Source organism: Sphingomonas kyungheensis (assembly GCF_037120395.1).
Classification (GTDB): Bacteria; Pseudomonadota; Alphaproteobacteria; order Sphingomonadales; family Sphingomonadaceae; genus Sphingomonas; species Sphingomonas kyungheensis.
The window spans coordinates 162,501-186,742 of the sequence record NZ_JBBBDM010000004.1; the positions used below are offsets into that span (position 1 = coordinate 162,501).

Below are 24,242 nucleotides of genomic sequence, written 5' to 3' on the forward strand. Positions count from 1 at the left end.
GATGTGGGTCAGGCGTGCAGTCCCCACAAGGTGGCAAGGCCGAGGAACGAGAAGAAGCCCATCGTATCGGTCAGCGTCGTCACGAACACCGCCGAGGACACCGCGGGATCGACGTTCATCCGGTCGAGCGTCACCGGCACCAGCACGCCGCCGAGGCCGGCGGTGATGTTGTTGGTGAACATCGCCGCGGCGATGACCAGCGCGAGATCGGTGCGCCCGAAGATGATGAAGGTGCCAAGCCCGATCAGCACGCCGAGCGCGAGGCCGTTGGCGGCCGCGATGCGCAATTCGCGCAACACCATCCAGCGCGTGTTCGAATCGGTGAGCTGGTTGGTGGCGATCGCGCGGACGACGACGGCGAGCGTCTGCGTGCCGGCATTGCCGCCCATCCCGGAGACGATCGGCATCAGCACCGCCAGCGTCGCAAAGGCGGCGATCGTGCTCTGGAACAGCCCCACCACCGACGAGGCGATCATCGCCGTGCCGAGATTGACGACCAGCCACATCAGCCGCGTTCGCACTGTCAGGCGGAGCGGTTCGTTGATGTCGCCGTCGCCTGCGCCCGACAGCAGCAGCGTATCCTCGCTCGCTTCCGCCTGGATGATATGGACGATGTCGTCGACGGTGATCATGCCGACCAGCCGGTTGGAGGCATCGACCACCGCGGCGGAGATCAGCGCATATTTCTGGAAGCGCAGCGCCACCTCTTCCTGATCCATGTCGACCGGGATCAGCGTCTGTTCGCGCTTCATCACGTCGGCGATGGCGATGCTGCCCGGCGTGCGCAGGATCCACGACAATTGGCAGGTGCCGACCGGGTGATGCCCCGCATCGACGACGAAGATCTCCCAGAAATCGGTGGTGAGTTCGTCATGGCCGCGCAGGAATTCGATCGCGTCGCCGACCGTCCAGTGATCGGGCACCGCGATCAGCTCGCGCTGCATCAGCCGGCCGGCGGATTCCTCGGGATAGGAGAGCGCTTCCTCGATCGCGGCGCGATCGTCGGGGTCGAGCGCGCGCAGCACCGCGCGCTGCTCGGCCTCGTCCATGTCCTCGATGATCGCGACCGCATCGTCGGTATCGAGCTCGGAGGCGAGGTCGGCGACCTGGGTCGGCGTCAGCGCGTCGATCAGGTCCTCGCGGACGTAATCGTTCATCTCCGCGAAGACGTCGGCGTCGAGCAGGTCTTTCAGCGCCTTGGCGAGCGGCCCGCGATCCTCGTGCGGGGTCAGCTCGAACAGGTCGGCGATGTCGGCGGGGTGGAGCGGTTCGACCAGCACACGCGCCGCCTCGTCGTCGCCGTCGGCGACCGCTTCCAGCACCGCGTCGACGAATTCGGGACGGAGGCGATCGTCCTCGTCGAGTTCGTCCTGCTCGACGACCGGCGGCTCGGGAAGTTCGATCTCGCTCATCGCAGCCTCCGCCCGGCGTTGTTCGCCTGCGCTCTATCGCGCCGCGACCGTATTGGCCACCCTTGCGGATTTGCCTCCGGGCGTCAGCGATACTACCTGCGTGTCAACCATAAGAGGAAGAACCATGGCCGATACCTACACTACACTGACGCTGACGCTGGCCGACGGCGACGTTACGATCAAGCTGCGGCCCGATCTGGCGCCGAACCACGTCGCGCGGATCGCGGAACTGGCCAATGAGGGCTTTTATGACGGCGTGCCGTTCCACCGCGTCATTCCCGGCTTCATGGCGCAGGGCGGCGACGGCGGCCGTGGCGACGGCACCGGCGGTTCGACCAAGCCGAACCTCAAGCAGGAGTTCAACAAGGAGCCGCACGTGCGCGGCATCTGTTCGATGGCACGGACCAGCGATCCCAATTCGGCGAACAGCCAGTTCTTCATCGTCTTCGACGACGCGCGCTTCCTCGACAACCAGTACACCGTCTGGGGCGAAGTGACCGACGGCATGGAGCTGATCGACGCGCTGCCCAAGGGCGAGCCGCCGCGCGAGCCGGGCAAGATCGTCAAGGCACGGGCGGCGTAATCACTCCTCCCTAGCACCGGGGAGGGGGACCGCGGCCGCCTGCCGTGGTGGAGGGGGGCTTCCGCGAGCGAGGCGTTCGTGGAAGCCCCCCTCCGTCAGCGCCGGCGCGCTGCCACCTCCCCGTGCCGGGGAGGATCACACCTCGCCCAGCGTCTTGATCAGCCAGTCGTGGAACATGCGCACCGGGCGCTGGTGCAGCGCCCGCGGGCGGCAGACGAACCAATAGCTGTACGGGCTTTCGACGACGATATCGAACAGGCGCACCAGCCGCGGGTCGCGGGCTTCCTGGAAATGGCTTTCGTGCATGAAGGCGACGCCGAGGCCCTGCGCCGCCGCCTCCAGCATCAGCGCGCCCGAATCGAAATAGTCGATCGCCAGCGGCTCGATGCCCGGATCGATCTTCGCCGCATCGCGCCAGGCGGTGAAATTGTCGGGCATCTCGCGATGGATCAGCGCGGTCAGCCCGGCAAGCTGCTCGGGCCGCCTGACCGGATCGGGGCCGTCGAGCAGGGTGCGCGCGCCGATCACATAGACCGAGTTGCGATCGAGCCGCTTGGCGTAGAGCGTCGGATCGATCTCGCGCGACAGGGCGATCACCGCATCGAGCCCTTCGCCGAGCCGGGCGATGCCGTGGCCGGCGGTATCGATGTCGAGGTGCAGTTCGGGATGCGCCGCGCGCAGCTCGCCCAGCCGCGGGAACAGCCGCTGCGAGGCGAACAGCGGCAGGATGCCGAGCCGCAGCCGCAATACCTCGATCGTCCCGGTCATCCCCTCGACCGCGTCCGACAGGCTGTCGAGCACCGGCGCGATCTGTCCGAGCAGTCGCTCGCCATCGGCGTTGAGCACCATCGCCTGGTGGCGGCGCTCGAACAGCGGCCGGTCGATGAAGCGTTCGAGCGACTGGACGCGGCGGCTCAGCGCCGGCGCCGACAAGGCGAGTTCGGTCGCGGCGGCCTTGACCGAGCCGAGCCGCGCGACCTGAACGAAAGCCTCGATCGCGCCGAGCGGCGGCAGTCTGCGCATGACGATCCTCTCCCTGCCTCGCCGACGCGCCTTACGCCAACGAGTGCAACTTCTGCAATCGTACCGTCTCTTTTCGCAGTTGCAACATAAAGTGTCGGCGGACAAAAGGGACGGGCCTTTCAGGCATCCTCTCCTAAAAACTTTCACGGGCCGGCCCTTCGGGGCTGGCCCTTTTTTTGGCTTTGCCGCCGGTAGCGCGTCCGCTCCCTCGCTCCTATCTCCCACCCTCGACGCCGTTTCGAGGATTCCAGCTGCATGGCCGATAGCGATACCCCCACCCGCAAGATCCAGGTGGCGAACAGCCGTCCCGAAGATTCGGGCCGTGGTCTGGCGCATCTGCCGCGCAGCCTGATGGCGGCGCTCGGTGTCGGCGAAGGCGACGTGATCGAGATCGTCGGCAAACAGTCGACGCCGGCGCGGGCGGTGGGGCCGTATAGCGAGGACGAGGGGATCGAGGTGCTGCGCATCGACGGTCTGCAACGCGCCAATGCCGGCGTCGGCGCGGGCGATTTTGTCGAGGTGCGCAAGGTCGAATCGAAGCCCGCGACGCGCGTCGTCTTCGCGCCGGCGCAGCAGAATCTGCGGCTGCAGGGCCAGCCGCAGGCGCTCAAGCGAACCTTCTTCGGCCGGCCGCTCTGCCAGGGCGATGTCGTCGCGACCGCGGGGCATCAGCGCGTCGGCAACATGCCGCCGGGCATCCAGCAGTTCATGAACGCCCCCGCTTACGCCTTGCAGGAGATCCGCCTCGCGGTGGTCGCGGCGAGCCCCAAGGGCATCGTCCATATCGACGAGAATACCGAGATCGAGCTGCGCCCCGAATATGAGGAGCCGACGCAGCGCCGCGCCGACGTCACCTATGACGATATCGGCGGCATGGCGACGACGATCGATCAATTGCGCGAGATGGTCGAGCTGCCGCTGCGCTATCCCGAACTGTTCGAACGGCTCGGCGTCGAGCCGCCCAAGGGGCTGCTGCTCTACGGCCCGCCCGGCACCGGCAAGACGCGGCTGGCGCGCGCCGTCGCCAACGAATCCGATGCGAGCTTCTTCCTGATCAACGGCCCCGAGATCATGGGCTCGGCCTATGGCGAGTCCGAAGGGCGGCTGCGCGAGATCTTCGAGGAGGCGGCCAAGTCGGCGCCTTCTATCGTCTTCATCGACGAGATCGATTCGATCGCGCCCAAGCGCGGCAACGTCCAGGGCGAGGCGGAAAAGCGCGTCGTCGCACAATTGCTGACGCTGATGGACGGGCTCGAATCGCGCGCCAATCTGGTCGTCATCGCCGCGACCAACCGGCCCGAGGCGATCGACGAGGCGCTGCGCCGGCCGGGCCGGTTCGATCGCGAGATCGTCGTCGGCGTGCCCGACGAGCGCGGCCGGCGCGAAATCCTCGGCATCCACACCCGCGGCATGCCGCTCGGCGACAAGGTCGACCTCGCCGAGCTGGCGCGGACCACCTACGGTTTCGTCGGCGCCGATCTCGCCGCGCTGACCCGCGAGGCGGCGATCGAGGCGGTGCGGCGGATCATGCCGCGGCTCAACCTCGAGGAACGGACGGTGCCGCCCGAGGTGCTCGATACCCTGTCGGTGACGCGCGAGGATTTCCTCGGCGCGTTGAAGCGCGTCCAGCCGTCGGCGATGCGCGAGGTGATGGTCGAGGCGCCGCGCGTCCGCTGGGACGATGTCGGCGGGCTCGACGCCGCGCAGGTCCGGCTCAAGGAGGGGGTGGAACTGCCGCTCAAGGATCCCGACGCCTTCCGCCGGCTCGGCATCCGTCCGGCCAAGGGCTTCCTGCTCTACGGACCGCCCGGCACCGGCAAGACCTTGCTCGCCAAGGCGGTGGCGCGCGAGGCGGAGGCGAATTTCATCGCCACCAAATCCTCCGACCTGCTGAGCAAATGGTATGGCGAGAGCGAGCAGCAGATCACCCGGCTGTTCCAGCGTGCGCGCCAGGTCGCGCCTTGCGTGATCTTCATCGACGAGCTCGACAGCCTGGTGCCGGCACGCGGGTCCGGCGCGGGCGAGCCGCAGGTGACCGAGCGTGTCGTCAACACCATCCTCGCCGAGATGGACGGGCTGGAGGAGCTGCAATCGGTGGTGGTGATCGGCGCGACGAACCGGCCCAATCTGATCGATCCGGCGCTGCTGCGGCCAGGGCGGTTCGACGAACTCGTCTATGTCGGCGTGCCTGACAGCGACGGGCGGCGGCGCATCCTCGCGATCCAGACGCAGAAGATGCCGCTCGCCGACGATGTCGACCTCGACGCGGTGGCGCGGCGGACCGACCGCTTCACCGGCGCGGATTTGGAAGACGTGGTGCGCCGCGCCGGCCTCGTCGCGCTGCGCCGCTCGTTGCAGTCGACCGCGGTGACGATGGCCGACTTCGACGCGGCGCTGACCGAATCGCGCGCCAGCGTCACGCCCGAGATGGAGAAGGATTACGAACAGATCGCCGCCCGGCTGAAGCAGGACGCCGCGGCGATCCAGCCGATCGGCTTCATCTCGCCCGGCCAGCTGCAGAGCCGCGGCGGCAAGGCGGACCATTGATCGCCTTGCGCCTCTGCTTGCGCGAGCGGAGTGAGTGGGAAGGGCACCTGTCTACGGGCGGGTGCTCGCTCGCAGAACCCCGCCCTTCGACGAACTCAGGGCTAACGGGGAGTCAGGACTAACGGAAGAAGTCAGGGGCAGGGGAGAGGAAAGCGGCCACCCCCACCCCCGTTCGCGCTCAGCCTGTCGAAGCGCCGCTCTTCCCAAGCGCCGCGCCGGCCGTTGCGCGGACGTCATCCGCGCTGGCCTGACAATACCTTAGCCATGCCCACGGCAGCATTGCTGCGCCGAAATCGTCATGACGGCCGCCCATCGGCTCAACCGCGCGTCCAGCGGTACGCGCGCGTCGTCTCGCTCACGGTGACCGTGTACCAGTCGTACCACACGGCCCGGCCCTGCTCGCGGATCGCGACATGCTCCGGATGGTCGCGCCACGCCGCGGCGGTCACCGCGTCCGCCCAATAGCTCACCGTAATGCCGAGCCCGGCCACGTCGCGCACGCTGTCGACGCCGCGATAGCCGGGTTGCGCGGCGGCGAGCGCGTCCATCCGCGCTGCCGCGGCGTCATAGCCGGCCGGATCGGCGCCGGTGCGCTGCGATACGAAGATCACCACCATCGTGCCCGCGTCCCGCGTCGTCATCGCTGCTCCTCCGACGTCCTCGGCGCGGTCCATTCTAGGCCGGCGGGGACGCCGGACAAGCGCGCCGGCTGCGGTGAAGCGTCGCGCAAACGCAACCCTGTGTCTTGAAACGCGTTCGGGAAACGTGGCACGGGGTGTCACCCGCGGGTCGAACGCGGGCCGATCACGAACACGACAGGATTATGATGCCCAGTCCGACCACCGCCGCACGGCGCAATTCCCGTCCTGCCGGCGTGCCGAGTCCGGTCTCGATGTTCTTCCAGGGGTTTCTCAAACATCCGGTGATGGTGGGTTCGATCATCCCGTCGTCGGACCGTCTGATCCGCAAGATGCTGAGCCGGGTCGACTGGAGCGCGTGCAAGCTGTTCGTCGAATACGGCCCCGGCGTCGGCACCTTCTGCCGGCCGATCCTCGAACGGATGGCGCCGGATGCGACGCTGATCGCGATCGACACCAACGCCGATTTCATCCGCTATCTCGATCACACCATCACCGATTCGCGCTTCGTCGCGGTCGAGGGTTCGGCAGCGGACGTCGAGCAGATCGTTCGCGACCACGGTCATGACCATGCCGATTATGTCCTGTCGGGCCTGCCCTTTTCGACGCTGCCCGCCGGCGTCGGCCCGGCGATCGCCGCGGCGACGCACCGCGTCATCCGCACCGGCGGCGCGTTTCTGGTCTATCAATTCTCGCCGAAGGTGAAGGATTACCTCACCCCGCATTTCGATGCGATCGACCACGATATGGAATGGTGGAACGTGCCGCCGGCCCAGCTTTACTGGGCTTGGAAGGAATGATCCAAATCTACCAGTAAAATCGATATTTAACATCGCTGGCGGGTACGAATCGGCTTTCCTTTCATCGCAGGTTAAGATAGCCCGTCCGTTATGGACGCACCCAAGCTCTCGTCTGCGCTGTTTCTGCATGATGCCGCGATTCGGCGGGGCATGGAATTGATGATCTTCGCCCAGTCGCGCTTCGTCCGCAGCGCCGACGAGAAGCTGGCGGAGATCGGCCTGGGGCGCGCGCACCATCGCGCCATGTACTTCATCGGCCGCAAGCCCGACATCACCGTCGGCGAGCTGCTCAACCTGCTCGGCGTCACCAAGCAATCGCTCGGGCGGGTGATGAAGGATCTGGTCGACCGCGATCTCGTCCAGATGCGGCACGGCGACCTCGATCGCCGCCACCGCCTGCTCCGCCTCACCGACAGCGGCGCGGCGCTCGAACTCGCGCTGTACGAAGAGCAGCGCGAGCGGATGGCGTCGGCCTATTCCTGCGCGGGGCAGGAGGCGGTGGCCGGCTATTGGTCGGTGCTCGAGGCGCTGATCCCCGAATCCGCCCGCGCCGACGTCAACGCGCTGGGACGCTGAGGTTCGCGCTCAGTCGTCGATCCCGAAGTTGAGCCCGCGCGACAGGCCGGGATCGACCACCGCGATCAGCAGATAGGCGAAGAACTGGCGGATGCGCTGGATCGGCCCGGTATGCGCGCGATACCAGCTTGGCGTGATCGGTTGCGACCGGGCGATCTCGCCGTCGACATAGCCGCGGACGTGATCGGCAAAGGCGCGATCCTCGACCCGGAACATCAGCTCCATGTTGATGAACAGGCTGCGCATGTCGAAATTGGCCGAGCCGACGTGCACCGCATCGTCGATCACGTATAATTTGGTGTGCAGCTTGGTCGGCTGATATTCGAACACTTGCACGCCCCGGCGCAGCAGGCCGGCATAGGTGAAGCGTGCGGCGGCGATCGTCGCATTGTTGTCCGACTTGGCGGCGGTGACGATGCGCACCTTCGCCTTGCGCCGCCCCGCCTTGTCGAGCCGGCGCAGGATGGTGGGCGAGGGGGTGAAATAGGCGGCGATGATGTCGATCCGCTTGCCGCGGCGCAGGTCGTCGCGCACCGCCCGCGCCCAGGGCGACAGCCGCCGCGTCGGCCCGCCGATCAGCCAGCGCGTCGCCCCGCGCGTCTCGCTCCAGCGCGACAGGGCGGCGTTGAGCCGGCGGATCTTGCCCTTGGGCTGCCGGGTCCAGTCGTGCAGTGCGTCGAAATAGCCGGCGAGCCGCCCCGCCGCCGGCCCCTCGACGAGCAGGCCGAGGTCGCGCCATGCCGCGTCGGCGGGGGTGCCGAAATAATCGTCCTCGACGTTGAAGCCGCCGACGATGATCCGCTGCGCCGCGGTGCCTGCGTCGGCGAGCGCGAGCTTCTGATGGTTGCGCAGCAGGTAGCGTCGCCCGAAGCGCGGCGAGAAGCGGCACACGGAGATCCCCGCCGCGCGCAGCGGCGCATAGAAGGCGTCATGCCCTTCGCTGCCGAAGCCGTCGACGATCAGCGCGGTGGCGACGCCGCGCTCCGCCGCGGCGACCAGTGCGGCATTGACGCGCCGTCCGGTCGCGTCGTCGGCATAGATGTAATAGAGAATGCGCAGGTCGTGCCGGGCGCCGTCGATCAGCGCGAGCAGCGCGTCGAGCCGGCGCGGGCCGGTGTCGAGCAGCGTCAGCCGGTTGCCGTCGACGGTGAACGTCGGCTGGGGAGCGGGATCGGCCATCACCCGTCTGTGGCCGGCTCGCGGGCGTCGCACAAGCGCGGGTGAGCGCATTTCTTGACTTGGCACGCGCGGCGGCCTAGTCGTCTCCCTTCACTGCATCGGTATTTGCGAAGGAAAGCGTCCATGGCGCGCGTCACTGTCGAGGATTGCGTCGACAAGATCCCCAACCGCTTCGACCTCGTGCTGTTCGCGGCGCAGCGCGCGCGGCAGATTTCGGGCGGCGCCGAGCTGCTGCTCGACCGCGATCGTGACAAAAATCCGGTCGTCGCGCTGCGCGAGATCGCCGACGAGCTGGTCCGCCCCGATTCGCTCGAAGAGGCGGTGGTCAACAGCCTGCAGCGCGTCCAGATCGACGACGATGACGAGGTCGATGCGGTCGGCTCGCTCACGGCCTCCGCCGAAGCGCTGCGCCTGACCGCCGCTGCGCCGCCGCGCAACCAGAATCTCGGCGCCGACTACGACGGCTGATCAATCGGTCGGCGGATTGGCTTGTCTGACCCGCGTCACGACCCGATTGCCGGCATAATATGACGGACGACGCGGCCTTGCCGCGTCGTTTGCGTTTGGGCGCGGTTGTGGTTGGTTCTCTGAAGAGAGGGTGGCTGCCTCACCCCATTGTCATCCCCGCGCAGGCGGAGCCTCCGCGAAAGCCTCGGCCCCGCCCAAAAGGCGCGGTCACCCCGGACTTGGTCCGTGGTCCACAGTGCAGCAAAATCAAAGGCTTAAGCTCTTGCGGGGCAGTGGATGCCGGAACAGGTCCGTCATGACGAAGGACGTTCCGCAGAGGTCTCGCGCAGGCGGGGATTTTACATGCTCCGGCTCGGGCCGGAACGTGCGCGTCCGAAACCTCGCCCGCGCGGGAATGACGACAGAGGAAGCGGCGTGAGGTGCGGACGCGGCGTGGCGTCCCGATCCCGCCGCGGCAAAGCCGCGCCGTCAGTCGTCGCGTGCCGCGACGCTGGCCGGGGATCGGCCCGCGACGCGGATCAGCGAGGCTGGTCCGCTGGCCGATCCCTGCCCTTGAACCCCTGCGCGACGACGAACCACTCGACCGAGCCCTTGCGGCTCGACGGCGGCTTGGCGTGCTTCACGGTGGCGAAGTTGCGCTTCATCTCGGCTACCAATTGCTGGTCGGCGCCGCCGGCGAAGACCTTCGAGACGAACGTCCCGCCCTTCTCCAGCACCTCGACTGCGAAGGCGAGCGCGGTCTCGACCAGCGCCATCGTGCGCAGCGCGTCGGTCTGCGGATGACCGACGGTGTTGGCCGCCATGTCCGACAGCACCAGATCGGGTGCGCCGCCGAGCGCTTCGATCAGTCTGCCCGGCGCGGCATCGTCCATGAAGTCCATCTCGAAGATCGTCACGCCGTCGATCGGGTCGACGGGCAGCAGGTCGATGCCGACCACCGCCGCCTTGGGCAGCCGCCGGCGGATCACCTGGCTCCAGCCGCCCGGCGCGATGCCGAGGTCGACGACCCGCTTCGACCCGCGGATGATGCCGAACCGTTCGTCAAGCTCGATCAGCTTGTAGGCAGCGCGGCTGCGATAGCCTTCCGCCTTGGCCCGTTTGACATAGGGGTCGTTGAGCTGGCGTTCGAGCCAGCGCGTCGATTGCGCGGTGCGGCCGCGCGCCGTCTTGACCCGTGTGCGCAGGCCGCCGCCATCCCGGCTCATCGCCTGATCCTCGTCATGGTCTGGGGCTTCCCATCAAACGTCGCAAAATGCCTTCGCGGATGCCGCGATCGGCGATGCCGAGCCGTTCGGCCGGCCAGAGATCGAGGATCGTCTCGAGGATCGCGCAGCCGGCGACGACGAGATCCGCGCGTTCCGACCCGATACAGGCGAGCTGCGCGCGTTCGCGCACCGATTTGCGCGACAGGTCGGTGCTGATCCGCCGCATCGCCTCCGCCGGCACGATCAGCCCGTCGACCTGCGCGCGATCATAATGGCTGAGGCCGAGGTGGACGCTGCCGAGCGTCGTCACCGTGCCGCTGGTGCCGAGCAGCCGCGGCCGCGCGACGTCGCGCGGCAGGCGGCGGGCGAAATCGGCGACGCTGTCCGCGACGATCTCGCGCATCCGCACGTAAGCGGCAAGGCGGCCCGGCTCGCCGTCGCCGCCGCCGGCATGTTCGGTGAGCGACACCACGCCCCATGGCGCCGAATGCCAGTCGAGCACGCGCGGCATCTCGCCCGGCTTGGTGTCGATCAGCACGAGTTCGGTCGAGCCGCCGCCGATGTCGAAGATAAGCGCCGGGTCGTCGCCCGGCTCGATCAGCGCATGGCAGCCGAGCACCGCGAGCCGCGCCTCTTCCTCGGCCGAGATGATGTCGAGGTGGATGCCGGTCTCCGCATAGGCCCGCGCGATGAAGTCGGTACCATTGGCAGCGCGACGGCACGCCTCGGTCGCTACCGAACGCGCCAGCGTGACGTTGCGGCGCTTCAATTTGTCGGCGCAGACGCGCAGCGCGGCGATCGTCCGCTCGATCGCGGTATCGCTGAGCCGCCCGGTCGCGGCGAGTCCCTCGCCGAGGCGGACGATACGCGAGAAGGCGTCGACCACCGCGAACCCGTCGCCCTGCGGGCGCGCGATGAGCAGGCGGCAATTGTTGGTGCCGAGATCCAGCGCGGCGAAGGCCTGCGCATCGGACCAGCGGCCGCGGGGCGGCCGGCTCGGCGCCGGACGGGCAGGGGTGTCCTGCCGGTACGGCATTCGGGCGGATCGATCCCCCATAGCCGTGGTGACTTTCTATTTTATACTGCCGTCGCGGGACGATACCCGCTCGGTGCTTGCCCCCTAGGTAGCGCGGCAAAGGCCTTGCGACAAGTCGAGGCGCGATAGCCGTTGACAGCCCTCCACCCCCGCCCTAAACGCGCCGCCTGCGATTGCCCGATCCTCTAATGGTAAGAGAGCGGACTCTGACTCCGTCAATCAAGGTTCGAATCCTTGTCGGGCATCCAGCAGTTTTCCCCAGAAAAGCGTGAGTTAGCGGCCCAGAGGGGCTGATTCGCAACGTTTTGCGTGTTGCGTCCTGTTGCATCGTATTCCCGCGGGTTTCCGTCGGCTTCGTCAGCATCCCGGCGGCTCCATGCAACACGCATGCGACATGGAGCCCCAGTGATTCGCCGTTAACAGGCGGTCATTCTCTCAATCTTTCGGTGAGAATGCGGTCCAAGCGGTTGCCGCAATCGCTCAGCATGGCGTGCACTCCACGCAGCGCCTCTCCGAGGTTGGTATCGAGCGGTTCAGCCAGCAGCTGCAAAATAGCCTCCGCATGGGTCAGCCGCGTCATCGCCTCATCAAGGGCGTCGCTCTCTGCGCCGGTCATGACGGCTCTGCCGCATGCACCAGCGTGTCCATGCGCTCCGACAGCTCGTTCAGCGTCTCAGCGATGCCGCGGAGGGCGTTTTCGAGGTCCGGCGGCACGTCCGTATGCTGCGCGACAAGCACCGCGATCGACGCGGTATGATCGAAGCGGATGTTAAGTGCCTCAAGCGCTGCGCGATCTCCGGCCGTCACATCCGCACCCAGCCGCGATTGTTCGCGCCCGAATTGAGACGGTAGAGGGTAGCGCCTGCCACGGTCGACTGGCGGCAACGGGTGCGCTGAATGAAACGCCGGTGACGCTGCCGCACGTCCGGCAGGTCGTCTTCCTGCTCATCATCACCGTAGGCGTTCATCGTGCCATAGGTCAGCTGATCCTCGGGCCAGCTGCCGCCCTCGCGGTCGCTGTTGTCCTCTTCGAGGTCGTTGCCTTCCTCCAGGTCAGGGTCGCCGCCAAGGTCGTCCAGGAACGCCATTAGAGCTTCGATCTGGTCGGCCACTTCCTTAGCGGCAGCCTGCGCTCCTAGCGCTGCGGGAAGGTCGTATATCGGCAGGGCCTTTGCGCCTGCTATGATCTGCAATTGCAGCATGTTTCGTCTCTCAGCTTTGGCTTCTCACAGCCATCAAGCGGCGGGCTTGAACCGGGAGGTGAGAAACGGACTGAGAGACCGCTCGATACGCTTTTAAGCTTTCGCTCTGGACATGGCGCATCGTTCCCGGCCATATAGGCCAAGTTCGATGCGCGCCGCCAAGCGCGCCTCGCATGTTTCGGCGACACTCCCGCGCCAACGGGTTGTCTGCCTATCTCAGTTCCGGGTTCTCACACCCACCGGATGAGATGCCATTAACCGAATCACTGCGCAAGCCCTTCCCTCGCCAAAGGGGAGGCTTTCGCGCGTCTGTGCTTCTGATAGGCTGCGAGAATGCTGATTCGATTTACACGCGCCGACGGGCAGACGATCTCGATCAATCCAGAAATGGTAAGATACGTCGCGCCATATGGCGACGGCAGAATGTCAATCGTCCATTTTTCAAAAGATCATTTCGTTCTGGTGGAAGGCGACCAGGCCTACGTCACATCTGCCCTCGATACGGGGCCGAGATGAATATTGAAGTCGTCGTTTGGGGTGCGATCATATCACTGGTCGTGAACAAGCGATCACCGAGCGTCTGGGTCGCAAGCGGTACGTATATGGGTGAGTATTATCAGGCCACCGATCGGTCAGATCGGTCGGCGGCTGCTAGGTGGCGAGAATGGGCTCACACAAAAGGCGGCTGAAAGCATAGCTGATGAGACGTCGCTGATGCTCCCGACGAACGATCTAGGAATTTTTCCTACGGCATAGAAAATCGCCTTTTTGCACTGTCTGGGAAAAAAATTCGTTGGGTATGACCCAAGGGTTTCTGCGATTTTTGTTGACCGAACGGTCAATAGCAATTACGAGCGCAAGCGTCTCGTAATTACAGCCTCAAAGCCGCTGATGGCCTTGCGATTATCGTAGGAGTCAGCACATGCGTCTATGGCAACCGATTGGGTTGTCTTTGCAAGCGATGGAGGGCTTCATGACACGCACTGAAACGTTCATGCATGGTGCTCGGATAGTCGCAGCGTTCGCTCTTGGCGGCGCCGTCCTTTCGGGCTTGGCGCTTGGGTGGGTACCTGCTCTAGCGGCAGTCGATATGCACGCAGTAGGAGCCTTGGCTGGTGGCGTCGTTGGCGCTGTAGCTAACGCTAAGCACTACGTCTGACACCGTACATACCCATTTTTCTCAGCCCATGGTTGGCTGAGCACTGGGTAGATGTGCTCAGTGTGATTGGTGCCGCTTTCTACGTGCGGCACATTCGCAAGCTGCCACGGATGGCAGGCAAGAAGTTGCTGTGTAAGCAAACTGGAATCGATTTTTTCAGCGGCTTGGCGCTAGCGCCTCTTGCCTTGCTGTTCCTTGCAGCATTCTCACAAAACGTCATGCAAGCGCTTTTGACATCGAGCCGCATCACCTTAGCTGGGGCAAGTATAATCGCGCTCTTGGCGATCTTGGAAGAGCCTGAGCACCAAGCCCCAAAGCGTCCAAGGCAACCGCGCTCCTAGTCTCGACAAAGAATGAAGGCGCTATCCTTCTAACTTGTCATACTGCGCTAGCGTACCGGGTGCGCTGCGCTGGCTCGCCGCATATGCCGCCCCGCCAGCTCGCGTCCCTTCGCTGCGGGCAGTGTCGTTGACGTAGGCAAGCAGCTCGGTCGTCGTGACGCCGTACCGCGCGTCCAAATTGAAGCTCTGATTGATAACGGTGGGCGCTCGGCTGACGGAAGCCGCCCGCATGTTTGCCATCGCGCCGATGTTTGGATTGGACACGCTCAGCGTCTCGTGCGCGCCGATCATCGCACGCGGCACGCCGTTGACGCTCAGGACGTTCTTGTCGACGCCCCCAATACCACCAGCTTTGATGATACCGCCAGTCGCGAGTTTCGGCAGGCCGCTAAAGTCGGCCGTAAAGGTCGAGGCGCCCGCATCAGCAAACGGGCTCGCGATACCGCTGCCGCCGCTGCCGGGCAGAAAGCGCCCTAAGAGAGACAGAAGGTTCCGGCGCAGTGCCAAGCGGGCGAGGTCGGCGATGATGCCCGAGATAGCCTGTCCAGCCACGCCGCGGAGCTTGAGAAACTGACCGGCCGCATCGGCAAGGCCATCGTTCAGACGCTCGATCCCGTTGACCGCCACGCCTTGCAGGGCCTCGTTCATTTCCTCTCCGGCGCGGGGGATGCCGTTGAGATAGGAGGCGAGGGGGCCTTGGTTGTTCTGCTGGATCGTCGCCTGTCCGTAGGCCTTCAACGCCGGCAGGGCGTTGAGCGTCCCCTGCGCTAGCGCCGCCTCCTGTGGGCTCGCACGGTTCTGCGCCGCCAGGTCCAACACCTTCTGCGCCGATAGCCGCTGTTCCTCGATACTGAGGTCCAGGATCTTCTGCTGGATCGTCGCCCGATCCTTGGCGGTCCGTGCTAGCCCCTCCTGCGCCTGGAGGATGTCGCGCTGGTTGCCGATCCCGGCCTTTGCCGCCTCCAGCTCTTCGTTGGCGTATCGGATCGCCTCATTGCGGTTCACAAGATCAAGCCGATTCTGCGCAATCTGATCGATATACCCTTTGCGCTCGTCGTATTCGGCTTTGTTGAGGTCGCCGCGCTCGCGCTGCTCGTCCAGTCGGCCGACTTGGCCCAGCTGATCAAGCTTGATCCGCTGACGGCTATATTCGTCCTGCAACCGAGTGTCGGAGGTCAGGTCCGACTTCGACGACAGCAGATCGCTCTTGTAGCTCAGCAGCTCGCGTTCCGATCGGGCGGCGTCCCGGATGTCCTTCAAGCGCTCGCGCTCAGCCTTGGCCTGATCGCGGGTCGCCTTCGCATGATCACTCTTGGCTGCCGCCGCCGCCTTCTCAGCCGCTTCAGCCGCGTTCACAGCGCCTTGTGCCGCCGTCAGATCGGCGCGGTATTGAGACAGCGCCTTGCCGTCCCCAGCTTGTACCTCCCGGCCACGCTCCTGCACCAGCGCCAGCTTGGCACGCGCGCGCTCGACGTTGCTTGTGGCAGTCGCCAGCGCGACCTGCTTCTCGATCAGCCCGCTTGTGGCCTGCCCGATCCCCAGCAAGGCCTTCTGATTGTCGGTAGCAGTGCCAGTCAACACCGCCTGCTCAGCCTTCAACCGCTCGACGCCCTGCGCTAAGTCTACCGTCTTGCCGGCCGCGGTGGTCAGCGTCTTGACCAGCGAGCGATATTCCGGCCGATCGCCAACCGCCTGCCGCACTGCCAACGCGAAGTCGTTGATGGGCTGCTTGGTACGCACCGCTTCGGCGGCCAGCTCGCGCAGCCGCTTCTTCACCGGATCATCCTCGAACAGCGCGACTGTGCCGACACCGAAAGCGCCGTTGCCAGTCTTGTTCGCACCGGATCCAGCGGCGGCAACAGCGTTGATGGTGGCCGTCCGCTGCTGTCCGTAGGCGCGCGTCTGCGACTCGATTGAACCCTGACGCGCCTGAGCGGCCGCGAGGCGCTGTACGGCCGTTGTCTGGCGGTTGATGGCGCCTGTCGTCGTGTTGACGAAGTTGGCAAGGTCAGCCTGCGACTTGCTCATGGTGTCAGCGGCGTCGCCAGCTTCGAAGAGTTTGGGGATCAACGTCGTCCCGAGGATGGAGCCGGCGGCGAGGATGGCAGCGCCCCAGGGGCCGGCGAAGAACGACGCGAGCTTCGCAGCCTTGCCGCCGGTATCGGCCAGCGCGTCCGCGATCTGGGGAGCCTGCTGCGCGAAGATCAAGGCAGGATTCTGGCCGCCGGCGAGCCCGACGCCCACGTCGCTGACCTGCCGACCGATGTTGCGCTGAGCGTTCGCAATGCGAGCGGCCGACTTCTCAAAGTCATCGGCGGCTTTCTTCGATCCCGACCCGAGCTTTCCGAAGCTGGTAGCGCTGTTCTGCGATAGGCGATCCAGATGGCCTTCAAGCTGCCGCGCCGATCCCGCCATGCTGTTAGTCGAGGCCGTGAACGTCCGGTCCATATCCTGGACATCGGCCTTCGCCTTACCGAGCTTGGCAATGATCTCGACGGTGACGGACTCTGCGGTGATGGCCATAGCTTATTCCTTCGCGTCCTGAGCGGCGCGCTTCACACCAGCCGCGATGAGTTTACTTACCTCGTCTCTGGGTTGATTTATGGCCGGCCCCATGAAAGGCCGGGCAGCCATCTTGCTCGTTCCAAATTCTAGATGCTGACTATATTCAGCGTTAGACGACACGATGACCTTGAACGGCTCTTCTTGTATCGTTTCGATATTGCCCCGTAAGCCGCCAAATTCTTCGTTTGGGGGTTGGCCCGGTAGGCTGGGGACATGCTGATGCTTGCCGCCTTTCTGGCCACCGGCAGAGCCGCGAGTGATGCTGCCCTTGGCCTCATCCTCCACAAGTTGACCGGCAGCGTAGAGCGCACGGCTGACGTGGTTATCCAGCGACCTCGCTAGCCTACCAAGCCCGCCGCGAGCCATTACAGGGCCATATCTTCGGTGGCCTGCTCATCCGGGGCAGCTACGCCGTACATCAGCGCCCCGAGGCTCGCGAAAGCATAGTGCCAGGCATCCTCAACAGGCTGCCCGACGACATAGGTGTCCACCAGCTGCCGGGCGCGATCAGGGCCGACGCGGAGCTCCTCGCCATCAACAATACCGCGGTTGCCGCCGATCAGCGCGAGGCGGATCGTCTCGACGCAATCCATCTGGCAAATTTCACTGGCTAACAACTCGGCCTGCGTGATGGCAGACCAGTCGACCTCACCAGTAGGAAGGAAGGACCGACCCTTGGCGACACGCGAGAAGATAGCTCCGATGCCGAGCGGGATCATCTCGCCGTTCTTCGCCTGATAGCTGCACTTGCGCTCCAGCTCCTGGATCTGCGCACGCTGTAAATGGAAGCGGTACACGCCGTCAGCGAATGGCACCTCTATCCAGGTGACACGCCGCGGGCGGGCGCGGTTCGCTGCGCACAGCTGCACCAAGCTCCCGATGTCGGGGCTGGTATGGATGATCGCCTCATCCTTCGGGTTCTTGCATTCGCTCATCACAAAGCCTTCAAAAGAGTGCTGCGACCGGCGAGGCGGGGAAGATCAATGCCCGCCCGCCGGCCACAACTACCGGGCAGGAGAAACCCGGTATCCGTAGAAATGGGGATCGAGATGCTTGGGCTTCGGCCAGAGTCGGTATTCGACATCCTCCGCGGTTGCCGCTGCGAAGTTGACGATTACGGAGTCGGTGAGGCGAGGTATCCACACTGGGCCATAGCCCTGCGGCAACATGAAATTGTCGAGGCAATTCCGTGCGATCGATTCAGCGCTACGCATGGGCGAGACACCGAATTGCCGCGCAACATCCTCTGCCTCCGCATCAGATGCTTTGATGCGCTCAAGCAGAGTGACCATCTTGCCGCTGAGGTCCGGCCATTGCTCAACCAGATCGGCCGCGAGCTTGTCTCGGGTCTCGCGCACGCGATCGAAAGCCGCCTCGCGGGCCTTGCTCCGGTTCGATTCCTCCAGCTCTCGCACGCGCGCTTCCAACTGCTCGATCTTGGCAGCGAGGCGCGTTGCACGGCGTAGCTCTATACTTGCGGCGTCGGCCGCCGCATCGGCTTCCGGTTCTGGCGTCGACACGGCAACAGACAATGCCTCAAGCCGGATGGCCTCCGCAGAGGCCTTCGCATGCTCGGCGCGCATGTCAGCGATGAGACTGTTTACGTCGGTGATGCGCGCGCCGTGGCCAAGGGCGGCGGCGATACGATCATCGGTAGGTTTCGGCATCGGTAATCTCCTGTAGGCGGCGCGGAGCGCGGCCAGTTACTTGCGCCAGCTATTCAATCCCTCGATCATCTGGGCTCGGGCGGCGATGCTCGCCCCGCGAGCGAACTCGGCAGCGTCGGCGGTCTGCTGGATTTGCGCACGCGCCGCGACGTTATCTGCCTCCACCTTCGCGACGGCTGCTTCAGCCATCTGCACAGTGAAGGCAGGCGCGCGATCGCCCAGATAGGCATTACGGGTACGGTGATCGGACTCCGCCCGGGCGACGACGTAGGCGCGCTCATTGGAGCTGAGCGTGCCAGGAGCCGCGTCATTCGCCTTCGCAGTGAGCACGCCCAGCTGCGCCTTGGTGGATTCGGCCTGCGCGAGGACAGCCGCAGCCATCTCGTTCGTGAAAGCCGGCGCTCGATCACCAAGGTATGCGTTGCGGGTGCGGTGCTCAGATGCGGCGCGCGCAACGATGCAGGCAGACTCAGCGTCACTGAGGGTGCGCGGCGCTGCCGGGCTGGTGCCGCGAATGGCACTGTCCAGCATCATCATATCGAAGCTGAGGTAATCGCCCGCCTTGATGAAACGTTGGCCCAAGCTTTCGCTTACGGCGTATCCGTCCTTGACGGTGCCTGCCGCGTCACAAGCCTCGTTGTCCGAGACCATCTGACCATCACTGATGCGTCGAAACCGCATTGTCGTCTCCCTTCGCCGGCGCGGAGCGCGGGCTTATGTGGAGACGTTACGCACGTATGTTGCTGCCGATTACCGCCGTTAGTTAAACTCGCCAACCGCAAGCACCGGCTTCGACGTCGCGTCCTGCAACGCCATCGTCAGCTCCGACACGATCTCATGCCCGCAGTCCGGATCGACAACGAACGTTGCAGGCTCAGCGGTATAGCTCGTCGGCTTGCCCGCCTCGTCGTAATGCACCTCGTGCAGCGCCAGATGGTCGCCGAAGTCGATGATGCGGTAATTCCAGGTCATGCGCCGATTTCTCCCTGCCGCGGCGTGCCTTTCGGGGGCTTACGGCGGCTTTCCAGCGACGTAAGATCTGCGCCGGCTTGCAGCGCAGCAACCGCCTCGGAATATGTAAGCATCTTGGTCCGCCGCTGTGGCTGGTGTCGTACTCCGCTAACCTGCGAACGGGCATCCAGCAACTCGTCTCCGCCGCACTCGTCAATCCACCGTTTGATAACGGTCGAACTGGCGTGGTAGATCTCCATTATCTCATCTTCCCACCCGATCCGAATGAATGTTTCGCGGAAGTCGATTGGAGCCGGGCGGTATGGTCGGCGTGTCCCGTAGCGGTAGTGAACCCCTACCTTTAATTGGGCGATGCGCTCTGCCGTTTCGGTATCGTGCATCGCATGGCGATTAGATTCTGCCGTTCTTGTGATTACCTCCGCCAAATCGGCGTTCCCAGGCGGCGAGCTGCTGCGCAGAGAAATATGCTTCGCGCTCTGCCTGCGGGGTGAACTCAGCTTCGGGCGGATATGCCGCCGCCATGCGCTCCAGCAGGCGATCCGCTGAAAGGGATGCCGCCGCGCCACAGGGAGGGTCGCTAGGAACCTCCGCGCAGCGCGGGGCGGCCGGGGGACGGATAAACCCCGGCATCTCGGGATCAGGCGACACGCTCGGCCTCAAGGCTGCGAACCCGTTCGGCAGCTTCCGCAATCATGCGTTCGCCGGCCGCGGCGTCGATAAGCGCCCAATCATATTCCTGCCGGCGGGGTGGCCATGCCAGCGTCGTATGGTCGCCCTCGAACCGCGGCAGATCGATGCTGATAAGCCGCGGGATCGGCCCGGACGGGGCGTAGAAGTTGCCGCGGCACTCTCGCGCGGCGGCCTCCGCTCCGTCGTTGCTGTGCTTGTCGAAGATTGCAATCCGCCACAGCAGATGCACCATCTTCGCTTCCAGCAACGGCCATTCGGCTTTGAGGTCCGCGACCAGCTGCGCCTTCTCGGCTGCCCGCTCCTCGGCAACACGCGCCCATTCGCGTTCCTTTTCAGCAGCCGTGATCTCCGCCAGTCGGTCTTCCAGCTGCTCGCGCTGGCCGGTGAGGCGAACAACCCGGCGAGCGGCGCGGTTCTCGGCGTCCGCCGCCTCGTCGGCTTCCTTGTCACTCGATCCGACACCGACCGCTATAGCGTGGTGCTTCGCTTGGTCGGCGGTCGCGGTGACGATCTCGGCATTCACAATGTCGATTAGCTGCGCAACGTCGCTGGCGCGCGCGTTCGCAGACAAAGCGGCCTTTAAGCGCTCCGAAAGGGGCTTAGCCATGCCGATGCCCTCAGTTGTTGCGGTTGGCGCGGATGAGGTCGCGGACAAGCGCGCCCTCGGCTGCTGCTGCGTCTCGCGTAAGCGGCGGCGTCGTGTGGACGGTGCATTGAGCGTCGGGGGTGTGACGGTTGCGCCGGATGGCGTCGCGAACAGCAGCGCCGGGATCGATGGTCTTCATGTCTCGTCTCCGTCTCTGGCGGTCATGGTGAAGCGCCAGCACGGACACGCTATGCGGAGGGGGGGGGCAGGATGTTACCGCCGTCAATCGTACTCAACTCGCCGCACTTCTGATCGCTTATTCAGATTTGCTGAGCAATCATACCTTTGCATATGCTCAATCCCGAGTCGCATGCGGAGGTAATCACAATGGCGAAGCGACCATTTCCGTCATATTACATCTATAAGGACGAGGCAGGCGAATATCGTTGGCGGTATCAGGCGGTAAACGGCAAAATCCTTGCTGACAGCGGTGAAGGATATGTCACCAAGAAAGATTGTCGCCACGGGCTGGATCAAGTCCGAAAGAGCGGGGGAGATCCGGTTTGGAAAGCTGGTGATGTCGAGGACGACTGATATTACTCAATCCTCATCCTTGCCCCAGCGACCATCAGGCGGCCACCGCCCATGCTCATGGTAATAGTTGCTCTCCTGCTCGGTCGCGATGAGGAACCGCATGTCGTATTTCCTCGGAGCCGTGACCATCAGCTCGGTGAACGCCCAGACCAAGGCGTCCATGCGATCGGGTGAGCCGCCGCCATGATAGCCGGCCGTCGTGACCATGCTCATCTGGTCTTCCAGATCCGGGAACGAGCCGACGTGATGAGCCTTGCCCTGTTCGTAGAAGGCGGCGACCGGCTCAGCTCGAACCACCTTGCCGCGCGAGGCCGTCACCAGCTTCACCGGCAGGTTCGGGTTAGCCGATCGCAGCACAGCCTCAACCATTGCGCCGCCAAAGTTGTGTTCGGCCACTACCCGATCTGCGCCCCAGCGCTCCGCCGCAGTCGACACCACGCGCGCCCATCCTTCGGGAGACAGACGGCAGGAGCAATCCTCCAGCACGTAGCCATGCCCGGCCTTGTCGACGCCAGCGACGATGATCCCCTGAATATCGCCCGTCGTGCCGTTCGAGCCCGATGGGTCGACACCAATGACGATGCGCTGGAGCGGAGGCGCCTGCTGCACGCGCATGGAATCGATCCCCGGCATGACCCGGCCATCGTCAGCCTTGCGATCGTCCAGCGACCAGAGCGCCCCAGGCACCTCCGACAGGTATTTGCCATCACGGAAGCGCTGGCGTTGCTTGTCGGGCAGGCCGTCCAGCTCGGCATGATACTCCGCCGGTAGATGCGGGTTGTCGGCAGGGTTGAGCACGACATGGGCGCGGCTATCCGCCTCGACGGGCAAGCCATTCTCTGGCCGGACGCCCTCAACGAACTCCCGATAGGTCCAGTGGCCTTTGCCGCTCGGGTTGAGGTCGTAATAGGCCTTGAGGGCTAACGGGCGATCATCGGACTTGCGACAGGCCTGCGCGAGGCGCGTGCGCAGGATCGGGATCGTCTCATAGGACACCTGCGACGCCTCGTTGACGTAGATCGTGGCGAACTCCTTGCCGAGGATCTTGTCGACACGCTCCTTGTCATCGAGCCCGCTAAACCAGACCTCCGACCCGTTCGGCATGATCGCATACTGGTCGGTTTTATTGATCTCGCATCGGATGCCTGGGTAGGCGAGCCCCATCATCTTCGGCCAGGTGTCGAGCATCACCGACTGCCGCACGTCGACGTTATGCAGGCGGGCGATCAGATGCCGGCTGTTGGGGGCCATCATGGCGCGGGTGGCGATGCAGTAGCAGAAGCCCATCGTCTTGCCCGATCGCGAGCCGCCGTATGCGAGGATATGCCGAGCAGGGCTGACAGCCGCCGCGATCAGCTCCGCCTGCTTCGACGTCGGCTCAAAGGTCGGCAGCGGGGCCTTGGATCGTGATGGCGACGGCATGCAGGTTCTCGCTCCGGGTGCGTTCGATGTATTTCTCGGGGCGGTGGGCCTTGAGCAGGATCTCCATCAGCCGATCGGAATACTCGCGGTAGTGGCCGGTCACGACGCCTTGGTAGACGATGGGCTTGTCGATGCCGTCATGCGCTCGCCGGAAAGCTTCCTTCTCCAGCGCGTCTACGGCTTCCTCCAACGCGCCAGCCCAAGCGAGGGCGAACGCCTCGTCATCCTCGCGCCACTGGTAGGCTGTCTGGCGGCAGATGCCGGCGGCCTTGCACGCAGCGGTGACGTTGCAGGCATTGGCGAGGGTGGCGAGGAAGGTCTCGCGGGCAGCATCAGTGCGGACGGATACGCGGCCTAGGGACATGCCTAGACAGGTAAGCGTCTAGGCGGGGTATCTTACCGCCGTCAGGTTACTTGCGGCGGCGGGGCTTGTAGCTGATCTGGTCGACCGACACGCCTTGCTTGCGAGCCTTCTTCCGCATGTAACGCAGCTGTCCGCGGGTCAGCGGCTCAACGCCCTGCTTACGAAGGCTCGACTGTATCCCGAAGGACAGGAACAGGCATACGATGCCAATGATGATTGCGATCATGAGGGATCGTATCGTGTGCGGTTGGCGGTGGGAAGCGGACTCAGGCGGCGAGCCGGGCGACCAGGTTGCGGACAGACGATGCGTGCCACTGGCCAGCCCGAGGGGTGCGCATGCCGGCCTCGTTCAACGCGGCAGCGATCCCGCCTAGCGAGGTGACGCCGCGCGCATGCAGCTCGGCAATGACGGGACGTAGACGCTCGGCATGCTCATCGGCCTTGCGAGTAGCAGCCTCGACAGCCGCGCCAGTGCCCTTATTCGCCCGCCTCAGAGCCTCCGCCCCGTTCGGGTTGCCGAGGCGCTGCCCGCGCGCCTTTGCCGCTGCTAGGGCATCCTTGGTGCGCTGGGAGATGGCCTCGCGCTCCTGCTGCGCCACCAGTGCCATGACACCGATCGTCAGCGCGTTGGCATCGGGGATGTCGGCGGCAACGAAGTCGATCCCGCTATCACGGAGCGTCAGCAGGAACGCAGCGTTGCGGCTGAGCCGGTCGAGCTTGGCGATCACCAACCTAGCGCCCGTCAGCTTCGCCCGAGCTATGGCCTGCGCGAGGGCGGGGCGGTCGTTGCGCTTCCCGCTCTCTACTTCCGTATAGGCCGGCGCGACGATCTCCCAGCCACGCGCGGCACACATGGCTTCCACCGCTGCCCGCTGCGCCTCAAGCCCCAGGCCGGACGCGCTCTGCTTAGCCGTCGACACCCGGTAATACGCAATGGCCTTGCTCATGGCTGCTACCTCTACAAATCCGCCTAACGTTCGTTACGGGGAATTGTACGGGCTGGCAATGCCTTCCACAGCGAGAGGTATCCGTGTGCCGCTGATGCCCCTGCGCCAACTGCTCGCGCGCGCGAGGCGTCCAGACCGTCCAAAAGCTTCTACCCCCCAATCACGCCAGCCGTTGCGGGTAGTGGCGGGGTGACGTGACCCCTGTCTTTCATCCAGCTGCGACCAGAGACCGACGGGTGTTGTCGCGCATGAGCGCAGGTGAAGCA

The 24,242-nt window shown here is 65.0% G+C and carries 29 protein-coding genes and 1 tRNA gene; 8 read left to right on the top strand and 22 right to left on the bottom strand.

The window, feature by feature from the left end; genetic code table 11:
- Positions 1-8 precede the first annotated feature (8 nt).
- Positions 9-1,412: a magnesium transporter gene (mgtE, locus tag V8201_RS11615; protein WP_037535196.1), complete on the bottom strand. Its 1,404-nt coding sequence runs from the start codon at positions 1,410-1,412 to the stop codon at positions 9-11.
- 124 nt (positions 1,413-1,536) lie between these two features.
- On the opposite strand from mgtE, the gene V8201_RS11620 reads away from it, so the two are divergent.
- Positions 1,537-1,995, top strand: a complete 459-nt coding sequence (locus V8201_RS11620; RefSeq protein ID WP_037535195.1) for a peptidylprolyl isomerase — start codon at positions 1,537-1,539, stop codon at positions 1,993-1,995.
- A 135-nt stretch (positions 1,996-2,130) separates the two neighbouring features.
- Here the strand turns inward: V8201_RS11620 and V8201_RS11625 are convergent, their stop codons facing one another.
- On the bottom strand, positions 2,131-3,018 hold the full coding sequence (locus V8201_RS11625) for a LysR substrate-binding domain-containing protein (RefSeq protein WP_037535194.1): 888 nt from the start codon (positions 3,016-3,018) through the stop codon (positions 2,131-2,133).
- A 255-nt stretch (positions 3,019-3,273) separates the two neighbouring features.
- Between V8201_RS11625 and V8201_RS11630 the strand changes: the two genes are divergently transcribed.
- A complete protein-coding gene (locus V8201_RS11630; protein ID WP_037535193.1) occupies positions 3,274-5,565 on the top strand; it encodes a CDC48 family AAA ATPase in 2,292 nt (763 codons plus the stop codon).
- A 317-nt stretch (positions 5,566-5,882) separates the two neighbouring features.
- Here the strand turns inward: V8201_RS11630 and V8201_RS11635 are convergent, their stop codons facing one another.
- Entirely contained in the window at positions 5,883-6,206 is a 324-nt protein-coding gene (locus tag V8201_RS11635) for an antibiotic biosynthesis monooxygenase family protein (protein ID WP_037535325.1), read from the bottom strand.
- A 185-nt stretch (positions 6,207-6,391) separates the two neighbouring features.
- Between V8201_RS11635 and V8201_RS11640 the strand changes: the two genes are divergently transcribed.
- Both V8201_RS11640 and V8201_RS11645 read left to right on the top strand, forming a co-directional pair.
- Positions 6,392-7,003, top strand: a complete 612-nt coding sequence (locus V8201_RS11640; RefSeq protein WP_037535324.1) for a class I SAM-dependent methyltransferase — start codon at positions 6,392-6,394, stop codon at positions 7,001-7,003.
- Between the two features lie 90 nt (positions 7,004-7,093).
- A complete protein-coding gene (locus V8201_RS11645) occupies positions 7,094-7,579 on the top strand; it encodes a MarR family winged helix-turn-helix transcriptional regulator (protein WP_037535192.1) in 486 nt (161 codons plus the stop codon).
- Positions 7,580-7,588: 9 nt separating this feature from the next.
- Here V8201_RS11645 and V8201_RS11650 read toward each other — a convergent pair whose 3' ends face one another.
- Positions 7,589-8,758: a phospholipase D-like domain-containing protein gene (locus V8201_RS11650; protein ID WP_271299664.1), complete on the bottom strand. Its 1,170-nt coding sequence runs from the start codon at positions 8,756-8,758 to the stop codon at positions 7,589-7,591.
- Positions 8,759-8,881: 123 nt separating this feature from the next.
- Here V8201_RS11650 and rpoZ point away from each other — a divergent pair, with 123 nt between their 5' ends.
- Positions 8,882-9,226 (top strand): DNA-directed RNA polymerase subunit omega, encoded by a 345-nt coding sequence (rpoZ, locus tag V8201_RS11655; RefSeq protein WP_271299663.1) that lies wholly within the window; start codon positions 8,882-8,884, stop codon positions 9,224-9,226.
- 518 nt (positions 9,227-9,744) lie between these two features.
- On the opposite strand, the gene V8201_RS11660 is transcribed toward rpoZ, so the two are convergent.
- Together V8201_RS11660 and V8201_RS11665 are read right to left on the bottom strand one after the other, a co-directional pair.
- A complete protein-coding gene (locus tag V8201_RS11660) occupies positions 9,745-10,431 on the bottom strand; it encodes an RlmE family RNA methyltransferase (protein WP_037535189.1) in 687 nt (228 codons plus the stop codon).
- A 13-nt stretch (positions 10,432-10,444) separates the two neighbouring features.
- On the bottom strand, positions 10,445-11,467 hold the full coding sequence (locus tag V8201_RS11665; RefSeq protein WP_037535188.1) for a Ppx/GppA phosphatase family protein: 1,023 nt from the start codon (positions 11,465-11,467) through the stop codon (positions 10,445-10,447).
- Between the two features lie 174 nt (positions 11,468-11,641).
- Between V8201_RS11665 and V8201_RS11670 the strand changes: the two genes are divergently transcribed.
- Positions 11,642-11,715: transfer RNA gene (locus tag V8201_RS11670), tRNA-Gln, on the top strand.
- A 179-nt stretch (positions 11,716-11,894) separates the two neighbouring features.
- Here the strand turns inward: V8201_RS11670 and V8201_RS11675 are convergent.
- The 3 genes from V8201_RS11675 to V8201_RS11685 are packed head-to-tail and all read right to left on the bottom strand — an operon-like array spanning position 11,895 to position 12,669.
- Positions 11,895-12,083, bottom strand: a complete 189-nt coding sequence (locus V8201_RS11675; protein WP_336545376.1) for a hypothetical protein — start codon at positions 12,081-12,083, stop codon at positions 11,895-11,897.
- Positions 12,080-12,274, bottom strand: a complete 195-nt coding sequence (locus V8201_RS11680; RefSeq protein ID WP_336545377.1) for a hypothetical protein — start codon at positions 12,272-12,274, stop codon at positions 12,080-12,082. Before V8201_RS11680 ends, V8201_RS11675 begins: the two co-directional genes overlap by 4 nt.
- Positions 12,271-12,669 (bottom strand): hypothetical protein, encoded by a 399-nt coding sequence (locus tag V8201_RS11685; RefSeq protein ID WP_336545378.1) that lies wholly within the window; start codon positions 12,667-12,669, stop codon positions 12,271-12,273. The genes V8201_RS11680 and V8201_RS11685 overlap by 4 nt, the downstream gene beginning before the upstream one ends.
- A gap of 333 nt (positions 12,670-13,002) precedes the next feature.
- Between V8201_RS11685 and V8201_RS11690 the strand changes: the two genes are divergently transcribed.
- Positions 13,003-13,185: a hypothetical protein gene (locus V8201_RS11690; RefSeq protein WP_336545379.1), complete on the top strand. Its 183-nt coding sequence runs from the start codon at positions 13,003-13,005 to the stop codon at positions 13,183-13,185.
- Positions 13,186-14,190: 1,005 nt separating this feature from the next.
- Here the strand turns inward: V8201_RS11690 and V8201_RS11695 are convergent.
- From V8201_RS11695 to V8201_RS11735, 9 genes are all read right to left on the bottom strand, one after another.
- Positions 14,191-16,692: a phage tail length tape measure family protein gene (locus tag V8201_RS11695; RefSeq protein ID WP_336545380.1), complete on the bottom strand. Its 2,502-nt coding sequence runs from the start codon at positions 16,690-16,692 to the stop codon at positions 14,191-14,193.
- 3 nt (positions 16,693-16,695) lie between these two features.
- Positions 16,696-17,100, bottom strand: coding sequence for an HK97-gp10 family putative phage morphogenesis protein (locus V8201_RS11700; RefSeq protein WP_336545381.1), 405 nt, complete (start codon positions 17,098-17,100; stop codon positions 16,696-16,698).
- Positions 17,100-17,669, bottom strand: coding sequence for a hypothetical protein (locus V8201_RS11705; protein ID WP_336545382.1), 570 nt, complete (start codon positions 17,667-17,669; stop codon positions 17,100-17,102). The genes V8201_RS11700 and V8201_RS11705 overlap by 1 nt, the downstream gene beginning before the upstream one ends.
- Before the next feature lie 69 nt (positions 17,670-17,738).
- Entirely contained in the window at positions 17,739-18,401 is a 663-nt protein-coding gene (locus tag V8201_RS11710; protein ID WP_336545383.1) for a hypothetical protein, read from the bottom strand.
- Between the two features lie 36 nt (positions 18,402-18,437).
- On the bottom strand, positions 18,438-19,082 hold the full coding sequence (locus tag V8201_RS11715) for a hypothetical protein (protein ID WP_336545384.1): 645 nt from the start codon (positions 19,080-19,082) through the stop codon (positions 18,438-18,440).
- A 78-nt stretch (positions 19,083-19,160) separates the two neighbouring features.
- Positions 19,161-19,373, bottom strand: a complete 213-nt coding sequence (locus tag V8201_RS11720) for a hypothetical protein (protein WP_336545385.1) — start codon at positions 19,371-19,373, stop codon at positions 19,161-19,163.
- On the bottom strand, positions 19,370-19,753 hold the full coding sequence (locus tag V8201_RS11725) for a hypothetical protein (RefSeq protein WP_336545386.1): 384 nt from the start codon (positions 19,751-19,753) through the stop codon (positions 19,370-19,372). The genes V8201_RS11720 and V8201_RS11725 overlap by 4 nt, the downstream gene beginning before the upstream one ends.
- 257 nt (positions 19,754-20,010) lie before the next feature.
- The gene (locus V8201_RS11730; RefSeq protein ID WP_336545387.1) at positions 20,011-20,670 is read right to left on the bottom strand and encodes a hypothetical protein; all 660 of its coding nucleotides are present in this window, start codon (positions 20,668-20,670) and stop codon (positions 20,011-20,013) included.
- A 10-nt stretch (positions 20,671-20,680) separates the two neighbouring features.
- Positions 20,681-20,848, bottom strand: coding sequence for a hypothetical protein (locus V8201_RS11735; RefSeq protein ID WP_336545388.1), 168 nt, complete (start codon positions 20,846-20,848; stop codon positions 20,681-20,683).
- Between the two features lie 188 nt (positions 20,849-21,036).
- Here V8201_RS11735 and V8201_RS11740 point away from each other — a divergent pair, with 188 nt between their 5' ends.
- Positions 21,037-21,243, top strand: coding sequence for a YegP family protein (locus tag V8201_RS11740; protein WP_336545389.1), 207 nt, complete (start codon positions 21,037-21,039; stop codon positions 21,241-21,243).
- Positions 21,244-21,249: 6 nt separating this feature from the next.
- On the opposite strand, the gene V8201_RS11745 is transcribed toward V8201_RS11740, so the two are convergent.
- Genes V8201_RS11745 through V8201_RS11760 form a run of 4 tightly spaced genes read right to left on the bottom strand, consistent with a single transcriptional unit; the run spans position 21,250 to position 23,976 of the window.
- Positions 21,250-22,665 (bottom strand): phage terminase large subunit, encoded by a 1,416-nt coding sequence (locus tag V8201_RS11745; protein ID WP_336545390.1) that lies wholly within the window; start codon positions 22,663-22,665, stop codon positions 21,250-21,252.
- Entirely contained in the window at positions 22,622-23,029 is a 408-nt protein-coding gene (locus tag V8201_RS11750; RefSeq protein WP_336545391.1) for a terminase small subunit-like protein, read from the bottom strand. Before V8201_RS11750 ends, V8201_RS11745 begins: the two co-directional genes overlap by 44 nt.
- Before the next feature lie 46 nt (positions 23,030-23,075).
- Positions 23,076-23,255: a hypothetical protein gene (locus V8201_RS11755; protein ID WP_336545392.1), complete on the bottom strand. Its 180-nt coding sequence runs from the start codon at positions 23,253-23,255 to the stop codon at positions 23,076-23,078.
- 40 nt (positions 23,256-23,295) lie between these two features.
- Positions 23,296-23,976, bottom strand: coding sequence for a recombinase family protein (locus tag V8201_RS11760; RefSeq protein ID WP_336545393.1), 681 nt, complete (start codon positions 23,974-23,976; stop codon positions 23,296-23,298).
- Positions 23,977-24,242: the final 266 nt, after the last annotated feature.

Bases quoted from the DNA above. Each gene is read 5' to 3' on its own strand.
- V8201_RS11695 (WP_336545380.1), bottom strand. From the start codon at position 16,692: ATGGCCATCACCGCAGAGTCCGTCACCGTCGAGATCATTGCCAAGCTC.
- V8201_RS11620 (WP_037535195.1), top strand. From the start codon at position 1,537: ATGGCCGATACCTACACTACACTGACGCTGACGCTGGCCGACGGCGAC.
- mgtE (WP_037535196.1), bottom strand. From the start codon at position 1,412: ATGAGCGAGATCGAACTTCCCGAGCCGCCGGTCGTCGAGCAGGACGAA.
- V8201_RS11730 (WP_336545387.1), bottom strand. From the start codon at position 20,670: ATGGCTAAGCCCCTTTCGGAGCGCTTAAAGGCCGCTTTGTCTGCGAAC.
- V8201_RS11635 (WP_037535325.1), bottom strand. From the start codon at position 6,206: ATGACGACGCGGGACGCGGGCACGATGGTGGTGATCTTCGTATCGCAG.
- V8201_RS11650 (WP_271299664.1), bottom strand. From the start codon at position 8,758: ATGGCCGATCCCGCTCCCCAGCCGACGTTCACCGTCGACGGCAACCGG.
- V8201_RS11625 (WP_037535194.1), bottom strand. From the start codon at position 3,018: ATGCGCAGACTGCCGCCGCTCGGCGCGATCGAGGCTTTCGTTCAGGTC.
- V8201_RS11675 (WP_336545376.1), bottom strand. From the start codon at position 12,083: ATGACCGGCGCAGAGAGCGACGCCCTTGATGAGGCGATGACGCGGCTG.
- V8201_RS11710 (WP_336545383.1), bottom strand. From the start codon at position 18,401: ATGCCGAAACCTACCGATGATCGTATCGCCGCCGCCCTTGGCCACGGC.
- V8201_RS11750 (WP_336545391.1), bottom strand. From the start codon at position 23,029: ATGTCCCTAGGCCGCGTATCCGTCCGCACTGATGCTGCCCGCGAGACC.
- V8201_RS11720 (WP_336545385.1), bottom strand. From the start codon at position 19,373: ATGACCTGGAATTACCGCATCATCGACTTCGGCGACCATCTGGCGCTG.
- V8201_RS11645 (WP_037535192.1), top strand. From the start codon at position 7,094: ATGGACGCACCCAAGCTCTCGTCTGCGCTGTTTCTGCATGATGCCGCG.
- V8201_RS11685 (WP_336545378.1), bottom strand. From the start codon at position 12,669: ATGCTGCAATTGCAGATCATAGCAGGCGCAAAGGCCCTGCCGATATAC.
- V8201_RS11630 (WP_037535193.1), top strand. From the start codon at position 3,274: ATGGCCGATAGCGATACCCCCACCCGCAAGATCCAGGTGGCGAACAGC.
- V8201_RS11760 (WP_336545393.1), bottom strand. From the start codon at position 23,976: ATGAGCAAGGCCATTGCGTATTACCGGGTGTCGACGGCTAAGCAGAGC.
- V8201_RS11745 (WP_336545390.1), bottom strand. From the start codon at position 22,665: ATGCCGTCGCCATCACGATCCAAGGCCCCGCTGCCGACCTTTGAGCCG.
- V8201_RS11690 (WP_336545379.1), top strand. From the start codon at position 13,003: ATGCTGATTCGATTTACACGCGCCGACGGGCAGACGATCTCGATCAAT.
- V8201_RS11755 (WP_336545392.1), bottom strand. From the start codon at position 23,255: ATGATCGCAATCATCATTGGCATCGTATGCCTGTTCCTGTCCTTCGGG.
- V8201_RS11705 (WP_336545382.1), bottom strand. From the start codon at position 17,669: ATGAGCGAATGCAAGAACCCGAAGGATGAGGCGATCATCCATACCAGC.
- V8201_RS11725 (WP_336545386.1), bottom strand. From the start codon at position 19,753: ATGCACGATACCGAAACGGCAGAGCGCATCGCCCAATTAAAGGTAGGG.
- V8201_RS11640 (WP_037535324.1), top strand. From the start codon at position 6,392: ATGCCCAGTCCGACCACCGCCGCACGGCGCAATTCCCGTCCTGCCGGC.
- V8201_RS11735 (WP_336545388.1), bottom strand. From the start codon at position 20,848: ATGAAGACCATCGATCCCGGCGCTGCTGTTCGCGACGCCATCCGGCGC.
- V8201_RS11665 (WP_037535188.1), bottom strand. From the start codon at position 11,467: ATGCCGTACCGGCAGGACACCCCTGCCCGTCCGGCGCCGAGCCGGCCG.
- rpoZ (WP_271299663.1), top strand. From the start codon at position 8,882: ATGGCGCGCGTCACTGTCGAGGATTGCGTCGACAAGATCCCCAACCGC.
- V8201_RS11740 (WP_336545389.1), top strand. From the start codon at position 21,037: ATGGCGAAGCGACCATTTCCGTCATATTACATCTATAAGGACGAGGCA.
- V8201_RS11660 (WP_037535189.1), bottom strand. From the start codon at position 10,431: ATGAGCCGGGATGGCGGCGGCCTGCGCACACGGGTCAAGACGGCGCGC.
- V8201_RS11715 (WP_336545384.1), bottom strand. From the start codon at position 19,082: ATGCGGTTTCGACGCATCAGTGATGGTCAGATGGTCTCGGACAACGAG.
- V8201_RS11700 (WP_336545381.1), bottom strand. From the start codon at position 17,100: ATGGCTCGCGGCGGGCTTGGTAGGCTAGCGAGGTCGCTGGATAACCAC.